The organism is Streptosporangium becharense, assembly GCF_014204985.1.
Lineage (GTDB): Bacteria > Actinomycetota > Actinomycetes > Streptosporangiales > Streptosporangiaceae > Streptosporangium > Streptosporangium becharense.
Genome location: NZ_JACHMP010000001.1, coordinates 5640267 through 5661392 on the forward strand (window position 1 = coordinate 5640267; position 21126 = coordinate 5661392).

At 72.3% G+C, this 21126-nt stretch carries 17 protein-coding genes and 1 tRNA gene; 8 read left to right on the forward strand and 10 right to left on the reverse strand.

Going from position 1 to position 21126, the window contains the following annotated elements; translation table 11 throughout:
• Positions 1 to 7: 7 nt before the first annotated feature.
• Positions 8 to 2404 (reverse strand): DUF4132 domain-containing protein, encoded by a 2397-nt coding sequence (locus F4562_RS24780; RefSeq protein WP_184540899.1) that lies wholly within the window; start codon positions 2402 to 2404, stop codon positions 8 to 10.
• 827 nt (positions 2405 to 3231) lie between these two features.
• Positions 3232 to 3305: transfer RNA gene (locus F4562_RS24785), tRNA-Arg, on the reverse strand.
• 358 nt (positions 3306 to 3663) lie between these two features.
• Between F4562_RS24785 and F4562_RS24790 the strand changes: the two genes are divergently transcribed.
• From F4562_RS24790 to F4562_RS24805, 4 genes are all read left to right on the forward strand, one after another.
• Positions 3664 to 4494 carry a phosphotransferase enzyme family protein gene (locus F4562_RS24790; RefSeq protein WP_184540898.1) on the forward strand — a complete coding sequence of 277 codons (831 nt, stop codon included), beginning with the start codon at positions 3664 to 3666 and terminating at the stop codon, positions 4492 to 4494.
• Between the two features lie 70 nt (positions 4495 to 4564).
• On the forward strand, positions 4565 to 5476 hold the full coding sequence (locus F4562_RS24795) for a cobalamin biosynthesis protein (RefSeq protein WP_246474355.1): 912 nt from the start codon (positions 4565 to 4567) through the stop codon (positions 5474 to 5476).
• Between the two features lie 388 nt (positions 5477 to 5864).
• Complete coding sequence (locus tag F4562_RS24800; protein WP_184540896.1) at positions 5865 to 7397, forward strand: cobyric acid synthase; 1533 nt, start codon at positions 5865 to 5867, stop codon at positions 7395 to 7397.
• Complete coding sequence (locus F4562_RS24805; RefSeq protein ID WP_184540895.1) at positions 7394 to 7597, forward strand: SHOCT domain-containing protein; 204 nt, start codon at positions 7394 to 7396, stop codon at positions 7595 to 7597. The genes F4562_RS24800 and F4562_RS24805 overlap by 4 nt, the downstream gene beginning before the upstream one ends.
• A 60-nt stretch (positions 7598 to 7657) precedes the next feature.
• Here the strand turns inward: F4562_RS24805 and F4562_RS24810 are convergent, their stop codons facing one another.
• The gene (locus F4562_RS24810) at positions 7658 to 8692 is read right to left on the reverse strand and encodes a 1-acyl-sn-glycerol-3-phosphate acyltransferase (protein WP_184540894.1); all 1035 of its coding nucleotides are present in this window, start codon (positions 8690 to 8692) and stop codon (positions 7658 to 7660) included.
• A gap of 32 nt (positions 8693 to 8724) precedes the next feature.
• Positions 8725 to 9558, reverse strand: a complete 834-nt coding sequence (locus F4562_RS24815) for a patatin-like phospholipase family protein (RefSeq protein WP_184540893.1) — start codon at positions 9556 to 9558, stop codon at positions 8725 to 8727.
• A gap of 267 nt (positions 9559 to 9825) precedes the next feature.
• Between F4562_RS24815 and F4562_RS24820 the strand changes: the two genes are divergently transcribed.
• The 4 genes from F4562_RS24820 to F4562_RS24835 all read left to right on the forward strand — a co-directional run bounded on the left by F4562_RS24820 (position 9826) and on the right by F4562_RS24835 (position 14257).
• Positions 9826 to 11259 (forward strand): FAD-dependent monooxygenase, encoded by a 1434-nt coding sequence (locus F4562_RS24820; RefSeq protein WP_184540892.1) that lies wholly within the window; start codon positions 9826 to 9828, stop codon positions 11257 to 11259.
• Positions 11260 to 11395: 136 nt separating this feature from the next.
• Positions 11396 to 12325, forward strand: a complete 930-nt coding sequence (locus tag F4562_RS24825; protein ID WP_184540891.1) for an ABC transporter ATP-binding protein — start codon at positions 11396 to 11398, stop codon at positions 12323 to 12325.
• Complete coding sequence (locus F4562_RS24830; RefSeq protein WP_184540890.1) at positions 12294 to 13097, forward strand: ABC transporter permease subunit; 804 nt, start codon at positions 12294 to 12296, stop codon at positions 13095 to 13097. The genes F4562_RS24825 and F4562_RS24830 overlap by 32 nt, the downstream gene beginning before the upstream one ends.
• The gene (locus F4562_RS24835; RefSeq protein WP_184540889.1) at positions 13097 to 14257 is read left to right on the forward strand and encodes a PucR family transcriptional regulator; all 1161 of its coding nucleotides are present in this window, start codon (positions 13097 to 13099) and stop codon (positions 14255 to 14257) included. The genes F4562_RS24830 and F4562_RS24835 overlap by 1 nt, the downstream gene beginning before the upstream one ends.
• A 12-nt stretch (positions 14258 to 14269) precedes the next feature.
• Here the strand turns inward: F4562_RS24835 and F4562_RS24840 are convergent, their stop codons facing one another.
• From F4562_RS24840 to F4562_RS24865, 6 genes are all read right to left on the reverse strand, one after another.
• Positions 14270 to 15229, reverse strand: a complete 960-nt coding sequence (locus tag F4562_RS24840) for a quinone oxidoreductase family protein (protein ID WP_184540888.1) — start codon at positions 15227 to 15229, stop codon at positions 14270 to 14272.
• Positions 15230 to 15334: 105 nt separating this feature from the next.
• Positions 15335 to 17341: a serine/threonine-protein kinase gene (locus F4562_RS35225; protein ID WP_311733942.1), complete on the reverse strand. Its 2007-nt coding sequence runs from the start codon at positions 17339 to 17341 to the stop codon at positions 15335 to 15337.
• Positions 17342 to 17378: 37 nt separating this feature from the next.
• On the reverse strand, positions 17379 to 18146 hold the full coding sequence (locus F4562_RS24850; RefSeq protein WP_184540887.1) for an HAD family hydrolase: 768 nt from the start codon (positions 18144 to 18146) through the stop codon (positions 17379 to 17381).
• Positions 18136 to 19374, reverse strand: coding sequence for an ABC transporter ATP-binding protein (locus tag F4562_RS24855; RefSeq protein ID WP_311733941.1), 1239 nt, complete (start codon positions 19372 to 19374; stop codon positions 18136 to 18138). Before F4562_RS24855 ends, F4562_RS24850 begins: the two co-directional genes overlap by 11 nt.
• Positions 19371 to 20222, reverse strand: coding sequence for an ABC transporter permease (locus F4562_RS24860; RefSeq protein ID WP_184540886.1), 852 nt, complete (start codon positions 20220 to 20222; stop codon positions 19371 to 19373). The genes F4562_RS24855 and F4562_RS24860 overlap by 4 nt, the downstream gene beginning before the upstream one ends.
• The gene (locus F4562_RS24865; RefSeq protein ID WP_311733940.1) at positions 20210 to 21016 is read right to left on the reverse strand and encodes an ABC transporter permease; all 807 of its coding nucleotides are present in this window, start codon (positions 21014 to 21016) and stop codon (positions 20210 to 20212) included. The genes F4562_RS24860 and F4562_RS24865 overlap by 13 nt, the downstream gene beginning before the upstream one ends.
• Positions 21017 to 21126: the final 110 nt, after the last annotated feature.

The following is a 21126-nucleotide window of genomic DNA, read 5'->3' on the forward strand; positions in this document are numbered from 1 at the left end:
TACTCGTCTAGGTAGCGACAAGCTGGCGGGTGATGCTGGGATCGTTGATCCTGGTGTCGTCCGCCAGCAGGAACGCCTTCGACAAGATGACCGAGAGCATTCCGCCGTCCTCCTCGAACGGCAGGAACACCGATGAGGTGGAGTGGTCGCGGCCGGGGACGATGCACAGGTAGGCGTCGTTCGGCTCCATCAGGATGTTGCCAGACCCCAGATGGATCCGGTAGGTGCGCAGTTGCCCGCGTACGCGCAGGAACCGGTCGGCCAGCTCCACCCGGTCGGCGATCTTCAGCCGGGGCAGCAGCCGGGCCAGCGCGTCACGCCGTGTCCGAGCGGTCTCGCTCAGTTCGCCGAACCCGTACGACCGCCAGTAGCCGTCATGCCCGGCTGCCGCCTGTTGGTCGAGCCCCAAGGAGCCGACCCCTACGGCGAGGTCGGCGTCGCGCAGCAGTTCCGAGAACACCAGCGGCGGCACTTCGGTGAGCGGCGCGTCGCCGGGAAGATCCGCGTGGCGGAACCGGATCGCGTCGGTGGCGGCGCAGGAGGCCGTGCCCCAGTCGTCCTGATGGGGGTCGGAAGCGACCTGCATGCCCCAGCTTGCCTGCCAGCCGGCGAGCGTCTTGACGGCCGCCCCCACGTCGCCGTCGCACTCGTAGTCCCAGTGACCGATCGACAGCCCGCTCCAGCCGCGTTGCTCCAGCAGCGCCTTGGCCTGCCCGTAGCGCACGAAGTGACCCTTGAAACGGTCGGAGTGGGTGCGGGTGCGCTCCTCGGCCGGGGTGAGCAGGTAGACCTCGCGGAACGCCTGCTTGAACGGTTGTCTGACCTCCCGCTCCAGCAGGTGGTCGCGCCAGCCGCGCACCCCCTCGGCGCTCTCCTGGACGGGGTGCCACAACCGGACGGATGTGGCGGCGTCCGGACGTACGGATTCGCCGCTCGCGTCGGCCAAGGCCCAGCCGCCGCCGCTCCTGACCGGCAGCCCGGCGAACCCGTCAGGGAGCCGCCAGATGAGGGTGCGGGTGTAGGGGCCGGTGACCGGATGGTCGAAGAAGTACCGCTCGGCTTCCTGCCAGGACAACTCGCGTTGGACGACGAGCATCTGCTCCAGGCGCAGCCGCTCGGCGGCCTGCGTGCGCCTGAGGTCCTTCAGCGTGGCCTTCAGATCGGCGAGCACCGGATCCTTGCAGATGGACTGGGGCGCCGACTTGACGACGCGCCCGGACGCGTTGACGAACCGCAGCACCGGCCCGTCGACGTCGAGCCGGACGACGCAGTCGCCGGCCCGCTCCTCCCGGACCCCGTCGAGGCCGAGCCCGAAGGCCGGAGTCGTCCGGTCGACGAGCTGTTCGTGACTCAGCCCTTCTCGTACGGCCACCGCGTCGAGGGCATCGGACGCCTTCGCCAGCAGGGCTGGTCTGCGCAGCCTGGCTCGCACGCGCGCGAGCGCGCCCACCATGTCGAGGCCGCCCCGCTCGGCCAGCACGTTTAGTGCGGCGTTGGCCAGCCTCTCGTTGCGGCAGACGGCGGCGCCGCCGGTGCCGTTGCGTCCGATGCCGCAGTTCATGGCGACGTCGCCGAGCAGCGTGGACACCCAGGGTGCGTCGATCACCTCGCAGGTCCACAGCATGCCGCGCAGCGGGAGGGCGGTACGGCGGGCGAGGAAGACCCTGCCGCCGGGCTCGCGGCTCTCGCGGTGGGTGGCCACGCGGGAGAGGATCTCGCGCAGCACCGCCACGCCGTCGTCGGTGAGCAGCGTGCGGACCTTGGCGAGCCAGGCTTCGCTGGGCCTGTTGGCCTTCGCCTTGCACCAGTGTCTCAGCAGGGGCAGCACGGCGGGGTGAGTCAGCCGGTCGGCGTACTTTCCCGCCATGGCACGGGCTATGGGGTCGCCGTCCCAGACCAGGCTGCGCACGACCCCGGCAGCTCCGTGCTCCGGGGGCTCGGTCAGGACGCGCTTCAGGTCTTTGCGCAACGCGGCCCGGCCCGGGCTGCGGTGGGCCGGGTGCCACGGCGGCACGTCACCGAGGATCTGGCGGCGCTCGGGGTAGCCGAGCGTCGCGATGGCGGCCAGCGGAATCCGGTACAGCTCGGCGTGCTCGGTGTGACCGCAGCTCGACAGCGCGTCGGCGATCTCCCATAGGACGCGCGTGTCCTCGAACGTCCAGGGGATGTCGCCATCGGCCGTCTCGCGCACCAGGCGGAGCACCTCCTCGGGGTACTCGTGGCCGCCCTCGTCGCCCAGGCTGAGCCGCAGTTGCGTCCATATGCCGAACGCCCTGCGCCCGGCCTCGTCGGCGCCGGGCCGCGCGCCCGCGTCGTACAGGGCGAACAGCTCGTGCGGCAGTTCCGTGATGCGGTAGTTGAGCAGGTAGCCCTGGGACGTGGGAAAGTCGTCGAGGACGCCCATGTCAGCCTCCGGTCCGCGGCACGAGGCGGACGAGTTCCCGTGCCGGGCTCGCGTCGGGCCGAGCGAGAAGGGCGGTCTCGACTGAGCACCTGGCGGTGGCGTTCTCGTCTCTGAAGGTGGCCGTGGCCATGGGGGAGCTCCATCGTCGTCGGTCGGTCAACGTGACGGGCCATAGCTATCAACGGGCACCGACAATCCGGAGGCAGGCGCGATTCAGGCCGGAAACACGAACTGAAGTGCCCTATGACTGGGCCAGGCCGTGCCTCTGCAGCCTGGTACTCCCCGTCGACAGGAGTGTCCTCGCCAAGACGTCACCGGATCTCCGTGTCTTACCTGATCGGCCGTGGCGGTGACAACGGCGACGTCCGACTTTCGGGGCGGCACTGGCTGACGAAGCGGCGGTGCAGCCTTGTGCGGCGGTTGATGGTCAGTGCGGCGGGGCCGGTGGGCGATCCGATTACGGTTCCAGCCGTGACCGGCCTCCAGGCCGTATGCGCGGCCGGGGTCCGTGACGTCGGGCTGGGCGGCAGCGTGCTGTGCCCCCGTCTTGAACCACATGGCGGAGATTTCAGTAGAAGTGGGATGGAGGACCAGGTCTTTCACTGAGCGGTCATGGAAGATCTGGAACACTTGCGGAACGTATGAGGAGAGCTCATGGTGGTCAGGGCGACGTCATGGCCGATGGGAGCGGCGCTGTGGGCCCGTTTTCGATCATGGTGTGCGCACGGTCCGTGCACGCGAGCACGCCCCGAGCACGCAAGGACCGGAACTTCATTCCAGAAGAGGCCTGTCCTCCGAGTTGTCGTAGGTCAGGCCATGATCAAAAGCGCGCCCTGCAGGATTCGAACCTGCGACCGTCGGATTAGAAGTCCGGTGCTCTATCCAGCTGAGCTAAGGGCGCTCCCGCCTTATTGTGCATGATCCTGGGAGTGCTCATGCATCGGTTTTGCGGCTGTGTCGCGGGGATCACTCTAGAGGGTGGTGACCGGGCACGGGGGAGTGGGGTCCGGCCGCCGGCGCGTGGCGTCGTACGGTCGTGGGGTGTCCCGGGGCGGTCCGTGAGGCGCCCCAAGGTGCGTAGGTGTGGCTGCGGCGCGCCTGTGGCCGAGATTCCCGACCATGGGGGCGGTTTCGGTGGGGGCGTCGTGGGGTGTCACCCCTCATCCGTCTTTACGGGTGTCCTTTTCGGTCTTTCCGGCGTGCTCGGATCTGGTGAAATCATGCTCGCGCGGCGGCGGACGGGTCTACGCTCGCATGTCATGTTCGTCGGCACGCTTCAGAAGGAGACTCCGTTCGTCGGCACACTTCAGGAGGAGATCCCGCTTCTGGGCGGTGACGTCACCGAGGGCGTGGTACGGGTCGGTGACACGGTCCGCAGGCCGGTCAGGGCCTCCAGTCGTTCGGTGCACGCGTTGCTGCGTCACCTGGAGCGGGCCGGGTTCGACGGTGCGCCTCGGGTGCTGGGGGTGGACGAGCAGGGCAGGGAGATCCTCAGCTACGTGGAGGGCGGGTCCGCGGCCAGGCCGCTGCCCGCGTACGCGCTCGCCGACGAGTCGCTGGCCGCTCTGGCGAGGTTGCTGCGCGGCTTCCACGACGCCGCCGAGGGTTTCACGCCGCCGACCGGCGCGGTCTGGGAGGCCGGGTCCAACGACGACGCGGCGCCGCAGCTGGTCGGGCACTGTGACGTCAACCTCGACAACGTGATCTTCCGTGACGGGCTGCCGGCGGCGTTGATCGACTTCGACATGGCCCGGCCGACGACCCGGTTGTTCGACGTGGTGACGACCCTGCGTCACTGGGCGCCGATCGCCGACCCCGTCGATCTGGAGCCGCTCCAGCGGCGCCTCGAGGTCGGTCCGCGGCTGCGGTCGTTCTGCGACGCGTACGGTCTGGCGCCGCGTGACCGCCGCCGCCTGCTGGATCTCGCGCGGCTCCGTTTCGACCGTTCGTACCACGCCATGCGCGCCAAGGCCGCGGCCGAGGGCGGTGGGTGGGCCCGGATGTGGGCGGGAGGGGCGGGCATGCGGATCCGCCGTGCGTGCGCCTGGCTGGAGATCCACCAGGATGAGCTCCATGAGTATCTCGTCTGAGCAGGTGACGGATCCGGCGGCCCGTCGTACGGTGCGGCGGTGGGGCCCGGGGTGGGCCGAGGGGCTGGGGATGCTCGCCGGGGTGGCGGTCGACGCCGTGCTCGCCGATCCCCGGCGCGGGCATCCGGTGGCGCTGTTCGGCACCGCCGCCGCGGCGGTGGAGCGGCGGGTGTACGGCGACGACCGGGTCAGGGGTGTGCTGCACGTCGCCCTGTGCGTCGTCCCCGTGGCGTTGCTCGGCCACGCCGCGGCCCGGCCGCGCAGCCCGCTGGTACGCGGTCTGCTGAGCGCCGCGGCGACCTGGGCGGTCGTCGGCGGCACGACGCTGGGCCGGGAGGGCGTGGCGATGGCGGAGTTCCTGGAGGCCGGTGATATCGCCGGGGCCCGGGGGAGGCTGCCGCACCTGTGCGGGCGTGACCCGTCCGGGCTGGAGGCGCCCGAGCTGGCCAGGGCGACCGTCGAGTCGATCGCGGAGAACACCTCCGACGCGGTGGTGGCGCCGCTGTTCTGGGGTGCGGTGGCCGGGGTGCCCGGCCTGCTCGCGTACCGGGCGGTCAACACGCTGGACGCGATGGTCGGCCACCGCAACGCGCGCTACGAGCGCTTCGGCTGGGCCGCGGCCCGGCTCGACGACGTGGCCAACTTCGTGCCCGCCCGGCTCACCGGCCTGCTCACCGTGCTCGCCGCGCCGCTGGCCGGGGGTTCGGTCCGGCGGGCGGGCGAGGTGCTGCGCAGGGACGGCCACCGCCACCCCAGTCCCAACGCGGGCCGTTGCGAGGCGGCTTTCGCGGGTGCGCTGGACCTGACGCTGGGCGGCGTCAACGTCTACGGCACCCGCCTGGAGCACCGGCCGGAGATGGGTGACGGATCCAAGCCGTCGGTCGCGGACATCCGCCGTTCGGTACGGCTGGCCCGGGCCGTCGGCCTGGCCGCCGCCGGTCTGGCCGTGCTGGCCACACTGCCCGTTCTCCGCCGCCGGTAGCCGTCCACTGCCCGTTTTCCGCCGCCGCGGTGGCCGGCCGTCCGGTGCCCGTTCTCCGTTGCCGCGGGGAGCGGGGCGTCTGCTGTCCTCGTTCTCCGCCGCCGGTAACCGGCCGGGCAGGAGCCGGTGGACCGGTGGGGAGTAGGGGCGTTCCCGGTTGGGGGCCTCGGTGGGTGATCCCGGTGGGCCTCAGTGGGTGGCCCCAGGGGGGTGGGTGGTCCCGGCGATCCCGGTGGGCGATCCCGGTGAGTGGTCCCGGTGGGCGGTACGGGTGCCGGACCGGCATGCTGGTCACCATGATGGTCGATTCTCCGCAAAAGCCGCCTTCCACTGAGATCTGTCCCCCTGGTGTGAGGCCGGGTCCGGCAGGGGTGAAGGCGGTGACGGCGTGAGGGGGGCACTGCTGGTCGCCGGGACCACCTCGGACGCGGGCAAGAGCGTCGTCACCGCGGGGATCTGCCGCTGGCTGGCCCGGCAGGGGGTCAAGGTCGCCCCCTACAAGGCGCAGAACATGTCCCTCAACTCCTTCGTCACCGCCGACGGTGCCGAGATCGGCCGAGCCCAGGCGATGCAGGCCGCCGCGTGCGGGCTGGAGCCCACCGCGGACATGAACCCGATCCTGCTCAAGCCGGGCAGCGACCGGCGCAGTCAGGTCGTGGTGATGGGCAGGCCGCTGGCCGAGGTGGACGCGATGGAGTACTGGGAGGTCAAGGACCGGCTCCGCCAGGTAGCGGTGGAGGCGTTGGAACGGCTGCGGGCCTCCTACGACGTGGTGGTCTGCGAAGGCGCGGGCAGTCCGGCGGAGATCAACCTGCGCCGGGGCGACATCGCGAACATGGGCCTGGCCCGTGCCGCGGACCTGCCGGTCGTCGTGGTCGGCGACATCGACAGAGGCGGGGTGTTCGCCTCGCTGTACGGGACGGTGGCGCTGCTGGAGCCCGCGGACCAGGCGTTGATCGCCGGGTTTGTGATCAACAAGTTCCGCGGAGCACGGGAACTGCTCGAACCGGGGCTCGACATGATCCGGGAGTTGACCGGCCGCGAGGTGTACGGGGTGCTGCCCTGGCTGGACGGCCTCTGGCTGGACGTCGAGGACTCCCTGGCCCTGGACAACCGGCCCGCGACAGGTGCGCGAACCCCGTACGGTGGGCAGACCCTCCGGGTGGCGGTGGTGAGACTGCCGCGGATCTCGAACTTCACCGACGTCGACGCGCTCGCCTCCGAGCCGGGGGTGGTGGTGCGCTTCGTCACCTCCCCGGCGGAGCTCGACGACGCGGACCTGGTGGTGCTGCCCGGTTCCCGGGCCACGGTCTCCGACCTGGCCTGGCTGCGCGCCACCGGCCTGGCCGCGGCGCTGCCCGGCCGCGCGGTGCTGGGCATCTGCGGCGGCTACCAGATGCTCGCCAGGACCATCCGCGACGACGTCGAGTCGGGTGCGGGCCTGGTCGAGGGGCTGGGGCTGCTGCCCGCGACGGTGGAGTTCGCACCGGACAAGACGCTCGGCCGCCCGGTCGGCGCCGCGTACGGCTGCCGGGTCGCGGCGTACGAGATCCACCACGGCGTGGTGACGGCCGAGGGCGGTGAACCCTTCCTGGACGGTTGCCGGGTCGGCTCCGTCTGGGGCACCACCTGGCACGGTGCCCTGGAGAACGACGACTTCCGCCGGGCGTTCCTCACGGAGGTGGCCGCCGTCGCCGGTCGCGACTTCACTCCCGCGCCGGGCGTGTCCTTCGCCGCGCTGCGCGAGGAGCGGCTGGACGCGCTGGGTGACCTGATCGAGCGGCATGTCGACACGGACGCCCTGTCGCGGCTGCTGGAGGGGGGTGCCCCGGCGGGCCTGCCGTCGCTGCCGCCCGGCGGCGCGCTGCGTGCGGCCCCCGACTTCGCGCAGAATGGAGAGGGCATGGGAGGTGGACGATGATTCGGATCGTGATGCTCCTCTTCGTCATCGTCGTGATCGTTGTGGTGATCGTCGGCGCCGCTGAGATGCTCCGCTCCATCGGAGCGCTCGGGCCCCTGCCCGACGAACCGCGTGAGATCCTCAGGCGCCGGTACGCGTCCGGTGAGATCGACGAGGACGAGTACTTCCGCCGCATGTCGGGCCTCTCCCAAGACTGGTAGCCGGTCCCGGTCCGGGGGCCGGCTCCGAGACCGGTGGCCGGTCGCTTCCGGTACGGGAGGTCAGGGGGTGGGAGCGGGGGTGGGGCGGTTCTCCGCGACCCAGGCGTCGATCCTCTCCCACTGGTCGAAGAGCCACCGGATCTGGTCGTCGCGGTCACGCGGCACGTCGGCGGCCCGGACCCGCCACCATTTGGCCTTGATCTCGGCGCGCATCGGGAGCTTCCGCCAGATGTCGCCGAGGGTGACCAGGTCGTCGAGACCGGTGTGGGCGACGAAGATCACGTCCGCCTCGGGGCAGGCGTCGATGGCGGCGAGGGCGCCGTTGGGACGCGGGGCCATCAGGTTCTCCATCCGGCGGGCACGGGCGGCGTCCTCGGTCAGGCCCTTGTCCTCCAGGCGGAGGATGGCCCGCAGCCGCCGTTTCGGGGTGAAGTTGCCGCCCTCTGGGAAGATCACCAGGGCGTCGTCGGCGTCCATGCCGGAGGCCAGGCGGCGGATCTCGGTGAGGACGCCGCTCTCGGCGGCCCCGTTGGGGACGAAGGCGTTGGGCAGGCGGTTGACCACGACGTCCAGCGACGGGTCGAACTGCATGGCCGCCTTCATCAGGATCCTCGGCCGCCGGTCGTACCGGGTCAGGAGGTGGTGGACGAGCAGGACCGAGTCACCGGGGCCCGCGTGACGGGACAGGACGATGACGGGACGGGTCAGCCGGCGGGACGACTCGCCGGGGCCGGGAGGAGGTTCGTCGATCTCGATGCTCAACTGGAAGATCCGCACGGCCGCGTCGTACACCCTCGACAGGAACCACCGGATCAGCGCGTAGTGCCGCTCCTGGTGCTCGTCGCGGTGGAGCCGTCCGCCGAACCCGCAGGCCACCCAGAGTCCGAGGCAGGCGGCGAGCGCCATCGACTCCAGGGTCAGCCACGCCACCGCGAACCAGACCAGCCGGGTGCCGCGCCGCTGCGGGGGCGGCAGGCGCAGCGAGGCCGCGGTCACCACCAGCAGCCAGATCGGCAGGGTGACCAGCGCGACCACGGTGAGCACGACGAGGAGGGGGGCGAGGACCAGTCGGCGGACGATACGAGGAGGCAGCACGAGCGGCTCCTGCCGGTGCGGGTGCGGCGTGCTCAGGTGGGCGAGTGCTCGGCCAGGTAATCCGACGAGGCCCGGTAGGCACGTTCGATATATCCAGATATATGCGATATATCCCTGTATCGCAGTTGAGAGAGATCCACCCCGGGCCGGGCCTCGCCTCCGGTCGGCATGACATGCACCTCCACACCCGGGGGCAGCGCGGCCATCTCCTCGGCGAAACGGTGCCGCCGGGCGATCTCGAAGGCGGTCAGGCCGACCTCCCACGGCCGCCGCGGCACCGTCAGGGGACGATCGATCCGGCCCACATGCAGGACGTACACCCGGCGGGCGCCGAGCGCGACGGCCCGGCCCACCGGGATGCTGTGCACCAGCCCGCCGTCCAGGAAGTGCCCGTCGCCGATGCGGATCGGAGGCAGCAGCCCCGGCACGGCGCAGGAGGCGAGAACCGCGTCGACCAGCGGGCCCTCGGTGAACCAGTGCGCGGCGGCGCGCTCGACGGAGGCGGCCACGCACTGGAACGGCACCGGCAGATCCTCGATACGGGAGAGCGGGAGCGTCCGGGCCAGCAGCGCGCGCAGTGGGGCGGGGGAATGCAGGTGCGTTCCGGTCTTCGCAAGGGTGGACAGCCTGGTCACCCACGAACCGGCGAAGGCGGTGCGGACCACCTCGGAACGCCACAGCGCGGTCAGCCGCTCGGCCGCGTCGCCGGGGAAGGCCGCGAGCATCGCCCCGTTCAACGCACCCACGGATGTGCCGACGACCAGGTCCGGGGTGACACCCGCCTCGCCGAGCGCCCGCAGCATGCCCACCTCGTGCGCGCCGAGCACGCCGCCGCCCCCCAGTACGAAGGCCGTCTCCACGCTCATGGGCATCACGATAGACGCGATCCACCGGAACAGGCGTGATCCCGTGACCCCGCGGCTCCGTGGCCCCGCGGCGCTGTGATCCCGTGACGCCGTGGTCCCGCCGTGCCGTGGCTCCGTGACGGCAGGGGCGGTGGGGGAGTCAGGGGAAGACGGTGGTGGTGGAGCCAGAGGGAGGCGGTGGTGGCGGAGGGGACCTGTCAAGTCTCGACGTTTTTTGATCTTTGCGGCAGATTGCATGGCGTAGTCGTCGCAGCCGTGGAGGCCCGCATGATCCGTAAGGCCGGAGAGCACGCGATCGTCCTGGGGGCGGGAGTGAGCGGCCTGCTCGCGGCACGTGTGCTGGCGGACTTCTACGAGCGGGTGTCGATCGTCGAACGCGACCCGCTGGACGGGGACGGGCCGCGCAGGGGTGTCCCGCAGGGCTTTCACGCGCACGCCCTGCTGCCGCGCGGCCTGCAGGTGATGGAGGAGTTGTTCCCCGGCATCGCCGCGGAGATGGTCGCCGATGGCGCGGTGCCGTACGAGATGATCGTTCAACTCCGAATGATCATGGGTGGGTACGAGTTCGCCAAGATGCCGACCGGGGAGACGGGAGTCTCCGCGACCCGGCCGTTCCTGGAGGGGCATCTGCTGCGCAGGGTGCGGCGGCTGCAGAACGTGACGGTGCTGGACCGCCACCAGGTCACCGGGGTCATGACGAGCGGTGGCCGGGTCACCGGCGCGACCGTCGCGGAGAGAGCGACCGTCGCGGAGAGAGCGGCGGACGCGGGCGGCAGCGGGGATGTGGGGGAGGACGAGGCCACCGACCCCGGACCGGCCGGGGATGACAGGAACACCGGGACCGCGGGGACCGTCGAGACCGCCGGGGACGGCGGGGAGCGTGAACTGCACGGCGACCTCGTCGTCGACGCGATGGGCCGGGGCGGACGGACGCTCGCCTGGCTGGAGGCGATGGGCTTCGACCCGCCGGAAGAGGAGAGCATCAAAGTCGAGGTGGCCTACTCGACCTGGTACCTCCGCCTGCCCGAGAAGGCCCTGGGCGAGGACCGCATGATCCTCGTGGGCACCTATCCGGGGCAGCCGAAGGGGGCGGCGCTCTGCGCGGTGGAGGGCGACCGCTGGCTGGTGACGCTGGGCGGCAACGCCGGGCTCCGGCCACCGACCGACCCGGAGGGCTTCTACGAGTGGCTCGACGCCGCCGCCCCCGCCGACGTGGCAGCGGCCGTGCGCGCAGCCGAGCCGCTCGGCGGGATCGGTACGGCCAGGATCCCGAAGAGCGTGCGCCGCAGGTACGAGCGGCTGAGCCGTTTCCCCGAAGGGCTGCTCGTCACCGGTGACGCGATCTGCAACTTCAACCCCGTCTACGGCCAGGGCATGGCGGTGGGTGCCCTGGAGGCCCTCGCGATGCGCGAAAGCCTCCGCGGCGGCACCGCAGGTCTGGCCCGCCGCTACTTCGCCGCCGTAGCGGGGGCCCTCGACCCGGCCTGGCAGTTGTCCACCGGCGCTGACCTGGCCCTGCGGAACGCCCCGGAGTCCCGGGCGCTGCGGGTCCGCGTGCTCAACGCCTACATCCGGCGGCTGCAGCGGGTCGCCGCCCGCGACCCGCACGTGGCGGTCGCCTTCAGCCGGGTCAGCGGCCTCCTCGACCCGCCCTCGGCCCTGATGCGGCCTCATGTGGTGTGGCGGGCCTTACGGGGCTGAACCCCCCACTCGAAGCCCCGTCCGACCGGGACGGTTCTGCCCACCCCGATGGTTCCGGAACCGGGCAACGAAACGGCGGCCAGATGTCGGACTCCGGTCATGGTCCCGGCCCGGATGAGCGGGCACGATCGGACGCATGACAGCGGTGGTGCGTACCGAGGGTCTCACCAAGTTCTACGGTGAGCGCCGGGGCCTTGAGGATCTCGATCTGGAGATCCGCCCCGGGGAGGTGTTCGGGTACCTCGGCCCGAACGGGGCAGGAAAAACGACGACGATACGGTTACTGCTGGATGTCATCCGGCCCACCCACGGCCGGCTGACCGTCCTGGGCGGCGATCCGCGTGACGCCGCCCTGCGTGGCCGGATCGGTTACCTGCCCGGCGAACTGGTCCTGGAGGGGCACGAGCGGGCCCGCGACTACCTCGGCTTCGTCGCCGCCGTACGGGGCGGTGTGCCCGGGGGGCGGATCGAGGCGCTGGCCGAGCGGCTGGACGTCGACCTGTCGGCGCGGATGGGCAGGCTCTCCAAGGGCAACAAACAGAAGATCGGGCTCATCCAGGCGTTCATGCACGAACCGGAGTTCCTGATCCTCGACGAGCCGACCAGCGGACTGGACCCGCTGGTGCAGCAGGAGTTCCTGGCGATGGTCCGGGAGGTCCGGGCCTCCGGCCGGACCGTGCTGATGTCCTCGCACGTGCTGGCCGAGGCCGAGGATGTCTCCGACCGGGTCGGCATCGTCCGGGGCGGCAGGCTGGTCGCGGTGGAGGACGTCTCCGCGCTGCGGGAGAAGGCGGTGCGGCGGGTGGAGTTCCACTTCGACGCGCCCGTGCCCCACGAGGCGTTCGAGGACCTGCCCGGGGTCCGGGACCTGCGGGTGGAGGGGGCCGCCGTGCGCTGCGTCATCGACGGCCGCCCGGACGCGCTGATCAAGGCGGCGGCGAGGTTCACGGTCGTCCACATGGTCAGCGCGGAACCCGACCTGGAAGAGATCTTCCTGACCTACTACAGCGAAGAAGAGGAAGAGGAGGCGCGTGATGCCCGCGCTGGTGTCGAAGAGCCTGCGTGACTACCGCCGGGCGCTGATCGGCTGGACCGTCGGCATCGGCGCGTTCTTCGGGCTCTACCTGGCGTTCTATCCCAACGTCGCAAGCAACCCCGGCCTCTACGATGAGGTGGCGCTGGCCAAGTTCCCCGGCGCGATGCGGGAGCTGATGGGCGGGTTCGAGGGGGGCTTCACCAGCGGGGCCGGATACCTGCAGACGCTGGTCTACCAGCTGTTCGGGCCGCTGTTGTTCATCACGTGCGCCGCGGTGCTCGGCAACCGGGCGATCGCCCGGCCGGAGGAGTCAGGCACGCTGGAGTTGATCGTCACCCTGCCGATCGACCGCGGGCGGCTGGTCCTGGAGCGCTTCGCCGCCCTCGCCCTCGGCCTGCTCGCCGTGGCCGCCGTCAGCTTCGCGCTCGTGCTGGTCATGGTCGCCGCCGTCGGCATGGACGTGCCCGCCGACCGCATCCTGGCCGGCCACACCGGTGTGTTCCTGCTCGCGCTCCTGTTCGGCGCGCTCACCCTCACGGTCGGCGCGGCCACCGGCCGCCGGGGGATCGCCATGGCGGTGGCCGGGGCGGTCGCGGTGGCGGGCTACGTCATCGAGACCATGGGCGAGAGCATGGACGCGGTGTCATGGCTGCGCTGGATCTCGCCGTTCCACTACTACCTCGACGGGCGGCCGCTCTACGAGGGCTTCCCGGTGCCGCAGTACCTCGTGCTGGCCGGGGCGACCGTCGCGCTGCTGCTGATCGCGGTGCCGGCCTTCAACCGGCGTGACGTGGGCGTTTGATGGACGACCTGCTCGGCGGCCGTCTCCGGGCGTTGCGGGAGGCGGCGGCCACCGGCAGGCCGCCCGGCCGGGAGGAGCTCGAGGAGTGCCGCGCGGCCGGCGCGCGGGCGGCGGAACGGGGGATTCCCGTCCGGGTCCTGGTCGACGCGGCGCTGGCCGGGGCCGAGTCCGCGGGCCCGGTCCCCCTGGCGGCCCTGCGCCGGACGGTCTCGGCGCTGATGGAGGGGTACGAGAACGCCCAGCGGTCGGCCCTGCGCCGGGAGGCGGCCGCCCGCAGGGAGTTCGTCGACGACCTGCTCCAGGGACGCGCCGACAGGATCGCCGAGCGGGCCGAGCAGTTCGGTCTCCGCCTCGCGGAGACCTACGTGGTCGCCGTGGCACGCCCGGCCGCTGTGACCCCTCCGGCCACCCCGGCCACCCCGGCCACCACGACCCGCCCGGCCACCACGACCCGCCCGGCCACCACGACCCGCTCGCTTACCTCTGCCCATCCCGCCACCCCGGCCACCGCGACCCGCCCGGCCGGCGGATTCGGCGCCTCCGGACCCGAGGCGGTCGCCAGGCGGGTCGAGGAGGCGCTGGTCGGCCGGTTCGGCTCGCACAACGTGCTGGTCGCGGTGCGCGACGGGATGCTGGTGTGCGTCGTACCGGGCAGCCTCGCCGTCGCCGTCGGCGAGTTCACCCACCACGTGCGGCAGGCGTTCGCCCCCGGCTGGCGGGTCGGCGTCGGACGGGCGCACCGCGGCCCCGGCGGGGTGGTCACCTCCTACCGCGAGGCCGCCGACGCCATCGGGTTCGGCGACCGGCTGGACCTGCGTGCCCCCGTGCTCAAGGCCGCCGACCTGCTGGTCTTCCCCGTGCTCCTGCGGGACCGGGCGGCCATCGAGGATCTGGTGACGACCGTGCTCAGCCCGCTGCTCGACGCGCGGGGCGGCCCGGAGAACCTGCTCGCCACCCTGGAGGCCGTCTTCGCCTCCCAGGGTAACCAGACCGCCGCCGCGCGCAGGCTGGGCGTCAGCACCCGGGCGGTGACCTACCGCCTGGAGCGCATCCGCCGCCTCACCGGGTTCTCCCCGGACGACCCCACCCAGCGTTTCACCCTGGAGACCGCGGTGCTCGGCGCGCGCCTGCTGGACTGGCCGGCCAACCCACTGGTCTGAGACGGGAACGGGTCAGGGGATCAGCAGCACCTTGCCGGTCGTACGGCGGGCCTCCAGGTCCTCGTGGGCACGGGCCGCCTCGGCCAGCGGGTAGCGGTGGGAGATGTGCACCCTGAGGCGGCCGGAGGCGACCCAGCCGAAGATGTCGGAGGCACGCCAGACGAGCTCGTCGCGGGTGGCGATGTAGGCGCCGAGGGAGGGCCGGGTCAAAAAGAGGGAGCCGTGCTTGGCGAGGACCTGCGGGTCGACGGGCGGGACCGGGCCGCTGGCCTGCCCGTAGAGGGCCATCATGCCGCGCGGACGCAGCGCCGCCAGGCTCTCGTCGAAGGTGGCCGCCCCCACACCGTCGTAGACGACGTGCACGCCGGAGCCGGTCAGGTCGCGGACCGCGTCGGCGAAGCCCCGGTAGCGGAGCACCTCGTCGGCGCCGGCCTGGCGGGCCAGGACCTCCTTCTCGTCGGTGGAGACCGTGCCGATCACCCGGGCGCCGCGAAGCTTCGCGATCTGGGTGAGCAGCAGCCCCATGCCCCCGGCGGCGGCGTGGACCAGCACCTCGTCGCCCGGTTTGATGTCGTACGTCGAGTGGGTCAGGTAGTGGGCGGTCAGGCCCTGCAGCGTGACGGCCGCCGCGACCTCGGGGGTGACCCCCTCGGGTACCCGCAGCAGCCGGGACGCCGGTACGACCGCCCGGGTGGCGTAGCCGCCCGGCACCTGAGCCCAGGCCACCGTGTCGCCGACGGCGAACCCCTCGACGTCCTCGCCGACCGCCGCGACGACGCCGGCCCCCTCCTCACCGGGGACGAAGGGCAGCGAGAGCGGGTAACGGCCGATCCGGTGGTAGACGTCGATGAAGTTCACGCCGGAGGCGGCGACGTCGACGAGGACCTCACCCGGGTTCATCTCGGGGTCCGGGTGGTCGGTGTAGGCGAGGACCTCCGGCCCGCCGGTGGCGGAGACGACTATGGCGCGCATGGTGATTGGCTCCTTGACTCGGTTGGTGCGTCGATCATCCCCGTTCCCGTCGAGCGTCACCCGTCCCCGTCGCCTCCACACACGCCTTCCGGGAGCAGGGAGGGGTCAGGACGGGTTCGGGGAGGGCTGACCGTGCAGGGTGAAGTTGTCGAATCCGACCTTGAGGACGGACTTGCTGTTCTCGCCGACCCGGGCGATCACACCGACCTGGCCGTTCGGGAGCGGGTTGGCGTCGAGGATCGACTGGGCCTGCTCGCCGTTGACCCACATGGTGAGCCGCAGGCCGTCGTCGGCCGGGGTGCACTCCGCCTGGATGCTGTTCGGTCCGTCCCCCAGCTCGACCGGGACGGGCTTGGCGAGTTCGCCGCCGGCGCTCTTGACGGACTTGCGGATGCGGGCGTTGCCGTCGGTGTCGATGAGGAACTCGTACCGGGTCGCCTTGGTGTCGTCGTCGCCGCGGCAGAACAGGCCGTACTCGCCCTGGCCGGTACTGCCGCGGTGGACGGTGAGGTCGGCGCCGACCAGGAGCCGGGCCGGGGTGATCGGGGTGGGGGTGGCACCCGGGGTCGGCGTGGGCGGGGCAGCCGGGACGAAGGGGATCGGCGCGTCCTCCTGCCGGACGGGGGTGTCGCCGTCGACGTCGATGGCGTAGTAGCCCCCGGACGCGTAGCCGTACTTGTTGCCGGTTCCGGCCGGATCGTAGGTGCTCCCGGCCCAGCCGGTCCCGCTCTGGGTGAAGTCGTCCTGATAGATCAGGGGAAGGCTCTCCGGCGGGCCACCGGGTGAGAGCAGGAGGTGCGCGCCGAACCCGCCGCCCACCACGATCAGGGCGGCCGCCGCCACCGCGAGCAGCGGGTTGCGCCGCGCGACTCCCATCCATCTCGCCCTGCCGAGCGCTCCGCCGGGAACCGTGTGGTCGGCACCGGCCCGCGGCGTGCCCGGCCGGTCGGCGTCCATGCGGTGCGAGCTCGCGGTGGTGGGGTCGGTGTCCATGCGGTGCGGGCTCGCGGTGGTGGGGTCGGTGTCCATGCGGTGCGGGCTCGCGGTGGTACGGTCGGCGACCGTGTTGGGGGAGGCCACGACAGTATGAGGTGCCCCGGTGTGCGGTGATCCGGTGTGCTGCCAGCCCGTCTGCTGTGTCGCCGGTTGCCCGGTGTGCTGCCACGCCGCCGGTTGGGACGAGGTTCCCGATCCCGGGGCCATCGGGGTCCCCGGGGTCGGGCCCCCCGGCGGCTGGTGACCGGCGGGCTGGTGCGAGGTCTGCTGCCATGCCGTCTGCACGGAGTGCACGGCCTGCTCGGGAGCGGCGGAGCGGCCCACCAGGTGGTCCAGGAGCTGCTGGGAGGTGGGCCGGTAGCGGGGGTCCTTGACGAGGGCGTAGGTGACGAGCTCGCGCAGCGCGGGTTCCATGCCCTCCAGGGAGGGTTCGGTGTTGAGCACCTGGTAGACCACCGCGTGCAGCGCCTCCCCGTTGAACGGCGGCTGCCCGCTGGCGGCGAAGGCGACCAGGCAGCCCCAGGAGAACACGTCGCAGGAGGGCGAGACCGGCTCGCCGCGCAGCACCTCGGGCGCCATGTAACGAGGCGTGCCGATGATCTCACCGGTCCCGGTGATCCCGCTGAGGGAGTCCAGCGCGCGGGCGATACCGAAGTCGATCACCCGGGGACCCACGGGGGAGAGCAGTACGTTCGACGGTTTGAGGTCGCGGTGCACGACCCCGGCGCCGTGGATCGCGGCCAGCGCGGTCGCCACTCCCACGGCCAGCGCGTCGAGGCTGGAACCGCGCAGCGGCCCACCCGTCCGCACGGCCTCCTCCAGGCTCGGGCCGGGCACGTACTCGGTGACGACGTAGAGCTGGTCCCCGTCGAGCGCCGCGTCGAGGACCGCGGCCGTGCAGAACCTGCGGACCCGCTGTGCGGCGTCGGCCTCCCGGCGGAAACGCATCCGGAACTGCTCGTGCCGGCTGTACTCCGGGTTGATCACCTTGATGGCGACCTGTTGCCCGCCGTCGGACTCACCGAGGTAGACGGTGCCCATCCCCCCGCGGCCCAGCTGACTGAGCACGCGGTATCGCCCGATCTGCAGGGGGTCACCAGGAGTGAGGTTGTTCACCTTTGTACCTAACCGCATATTCCGTCACATGGGTGGCTCAGCCTATCGAGATCCCGCCCCGGGCGAGGAGGCGTAGCAGCGGCAGGTTCACCGTCTCCAGCCCGTCCACGGACAGCGCTCCGCCGGGCGGGGCGTGGCCCGCGACGGAGATCACCCGGCATCCGGCGGCGTGGGCCGCCGCGAGCCCGGTCGGGCTGTCCTCGACGGCCACGCAACCCGCGGGGTCCACGCCCAGGTCACGGGCCGCTTTGAGGTACGGGTCCGGCAGCGGCTTGCCGCGTGCGGTGTCCTCGGCGGCGACGACCAGGGCGAACCGCTCCGCCCCGACGGTGCGCAGCACCGCGTCCACGATCCGCCGGGGGGACGCGGTGACCAGTGCGACGGGCACACCGTGCGCTCCCAGTTCGTCCAGGAGCCGGATCGCGCCGGGCAGCGGCGTCACCCCGCCCGCGATCCGTTCGGCGAACGCCTCCGTCAGCCGTGCCCCGATCCCCGCCTCCCCTTCGGAACCCTCCGGAGCGCGGACGGAGGCGGGGGTGGCAGCGGGGACGCGGACACGGGCGGGGGCAGGGACGGCAGCGGGGGCGGCGCCGCTGAGGCGGGCCAGGCGGGCCAGGTGGGCCAGGTGGGTGAGGTGCGCGGCCACGTGGCCGACCGGCCGGCCGAACACCTCATCGGCGTCGGCCGGTGTGAGCTTCACGCCCAGCTCGGCGGCGACCGCCAGGCACGCCTCCCACCACATCCCCTCGGTGTCGACGAGCGTGCCGTCCATGTCGAACAGGACGGCGCGCAGCTCAGCCGACACCCGCGGGGTCCTCCGACTCCGGTCGCGCGGGCGCCGCACCGGACGCGGCCCCGGAAGCGGCAGGTGCGGTGGCAGCGATTGGCTCACCGTGCTCACGGGGCACAGCGCGCTCACCGCGCTCACCGTGCTCACGGGGCACAGGGGGCTCACCGGACTCACCGAGCTCAACGGACCCGAAGGAGCCGGCGGCCCCGGCGGGCACGGTGCGCGCCGCGACGAGAACGGGCCGTCGCACCAGGTCCACGGCCACCCGGGTGCCGGGTGTGAGCCGTACCGCGTCGTGGCCCGGCACGTCGCCGAGGACCTCCAGATCGCCCAGCCGGATCCGCAGTCGCGCGGAGGCGCCGCGGAACGACGACGTCACGACCGTCGCCTCACCCCCGGGGTCGGGGGTGAGGAGCACCGCCTCCGGCCGGATGAGCACGTCCACGTCGGGGGAGCCGGGCAGCGGCCCGTCCACCGGCAGGGACCGGCCGAGGACGGTGACCCGGTCACCCGTGACGCGGCCCGGGAGGTGGTTCATCGTGCCGACGAACTCGGCCACGAACGGTGTGGCGGGCCGGTCGTAGATCTCAGCCGGCGGCCCGCACTGCTCCAGCCGGCCGCCGCGCAGCACCGCGACCCGGTCGGCGACCGACAGGGCCTCCTCCTGGTCGTGGGTGACGAAGACGGTGGTGATGCCCAGGTCGAGCTGGAGCCGCCGGATCTCCTCGCGGAGCGTGAGGCGCACCTTGGCGTCCAGCGCCGACAGCGGCTCGTCCAGCAGCAGCACACGCGGTTCCGGTGCCAGTGCCCTGGCCAGGGCGACACGCTGCTGCTGGCCGCCGGAGAGCTCGTGCGGGTAGCGGTCACCGTGGTCGGGGAGGCCGACGAGCTCCAGCAGCTCGGCCGCCCGCGCGTGCCGCCTGGCGGCGGGCACCTTGCGGACCCGGAGCCCGAACGCCACGTTGTCCCGGGCGTTGAGGTTGGGGAACAGGCTGTACGACTGGAAGACCATGCCCGTGTCCCGCCGGTTGGCGGGCACCCGGGTGACGTCCTTCCCGTCGACGAACACCGCCCCGGCGTCGGGCCGCTCGAACCCGGCCACGCAGCGCAGCGCCGTGGTCTTCCCGCACCCGGACGGTCCGAGCAGGGCCATCAGCTCGCCCTGCCCGACGGTGAGGTCCAGGCCGTCCAGGGCGACCGTGCGGCCGAACACGCGGCGCAGCCCCCGGAACTCGACGGTCACGAACGTCTCCTTCCCGCACCCGACAGGGTGAGCAGCAACGACCAGATGAGAAGCAGGCTGAGGATCGACAGGGCCACCGAGAGCTGCCCGTCGTTGCCCGACACGGTGACGATCCACACCGGGAACGTCTGGTAGCCGAGCAGGGCGGCGACCGTGTACTCGCCCATGACCAGCGCGAGGGTGAGGAACGACGCGCCGGCCAGGGCCGGGCGGAGGTTCGGCATGATCACCCGGAACAGCACGTGCGGCCAGGAGGCCCCCAGGTTGCGGGCCGCCTCCACCAGCGTCCGCACGTCGATCGCGCGCAGGCCGGCGTCCAGCGACCGGTGGGCGAACGGCAGCGTCAGCATCACGTACGCCAGCACCAGCACGACCGGGAACCTCTCGTCCTGGATCGCGATCAGCGTCGCCCAGAGCGGGGTGGCGGCCAGCGCGTCGACGCCGCCGCGCAGCGCCGTGCCGATGCCGACCACGTACGTGATCGGCGGCACGACCAGCGGGAGCGTGGCGATCACCTCCAGCAGCGGGCCGAGCCGCGGCGCGCCGAGGCGTGCGGCCAGCATCGCGGGCAGGGTCAGCAGCAGCACCAGTGTGATCGTGGCGGCGGCGAGCCCGAGGGAGAGCAGCAGGCTTGGCACGAAGCCCGGCGCGGACAGGATCCGCCCGTACGCGGCGAGGGAGAGGCCGCCGTCCCCGGTACGGACGGTGAACCAGAACGACACCGCCATCGGGACGGCGAAGTAGAGCGCCGCGAGGCCCAGGACGAGCCGGCGCCAGACCCGCCCACCCCGGGGAGTCGCGGCGGCGGGGCCGGCGGCGGCCTCGGGGATGACGGCTACCGCAGCCATCGGGAACTCCTCCTCTGCAGCGGCAGGTAGACCGCCATCACCAGCAGGGCGACGACGATCATGTCGAGGCTGAGCGCGAGGGCGATGTTCTCGTAGCCGACGAGGACGTCGCCGGTGAGCGCGTCGGCGATCTGCAGGGTGACCAGCGGAACCGTGCTGCCGACCATCGCCGCGGCGGTGGCGTAGGCGGCGAACGCCCCGCCGAACAGCAGGACGACACCGCCCAGCAGGGCCGGGGCCAGCACCGGGACGCCGACGTGGCGCCAGAACTGCCAGGTAGTGGCGCCGCTGTTGTACGCCGCCTCCCGCCACTGCGGACGCAGCCCGTCCAGCGCCGGGGTCACGACCAGCACCATGAGCGGCACCGAGAAGTACAGGTAGACCAGCGCCAGGCCCCAGAAGTTGTACAGCACCCCGGAGCCCAGCCCCAGCATGGTGGTGACCACGCCGGAGTTGCCGAGGGTGGCGATCCAGACGAACGCCAGCGGCACGCCGCCGAAGTTGGCCAGTACGCCGGAGAAGGTCAGCACGGTCTCGCGCAGAGCCCGGAACCTGGAGGTGATCACGGCCTGGGCGAGGATCGTCCCGGCGACCGCGCCCGCCACCGCGACCACGGCCGACAGTCGCACGCTGCTGGAGATCGTGCCGAGGTAGGGGTCCTGGAGGCTCCGGGACAGGTTGGCCGTGCCGAACGTGGACGTCCCGGTGGCCGGGTCCTCGACGGTGAACGCACCGGCCAGCAGGGTGAGCACCGGGATTCCGAACGCGACGGCCACGACGGTGAGCAGCGGCACGGCGCCCGGCCAGCCCCGCGACCGGCCCGGCGACCGACCTCGTGACCGGCCCGGCGCCCGGTCCGGCGACCGGCCCGGCGACCGACCTCCTGACCGGCCCGGCGATCGGT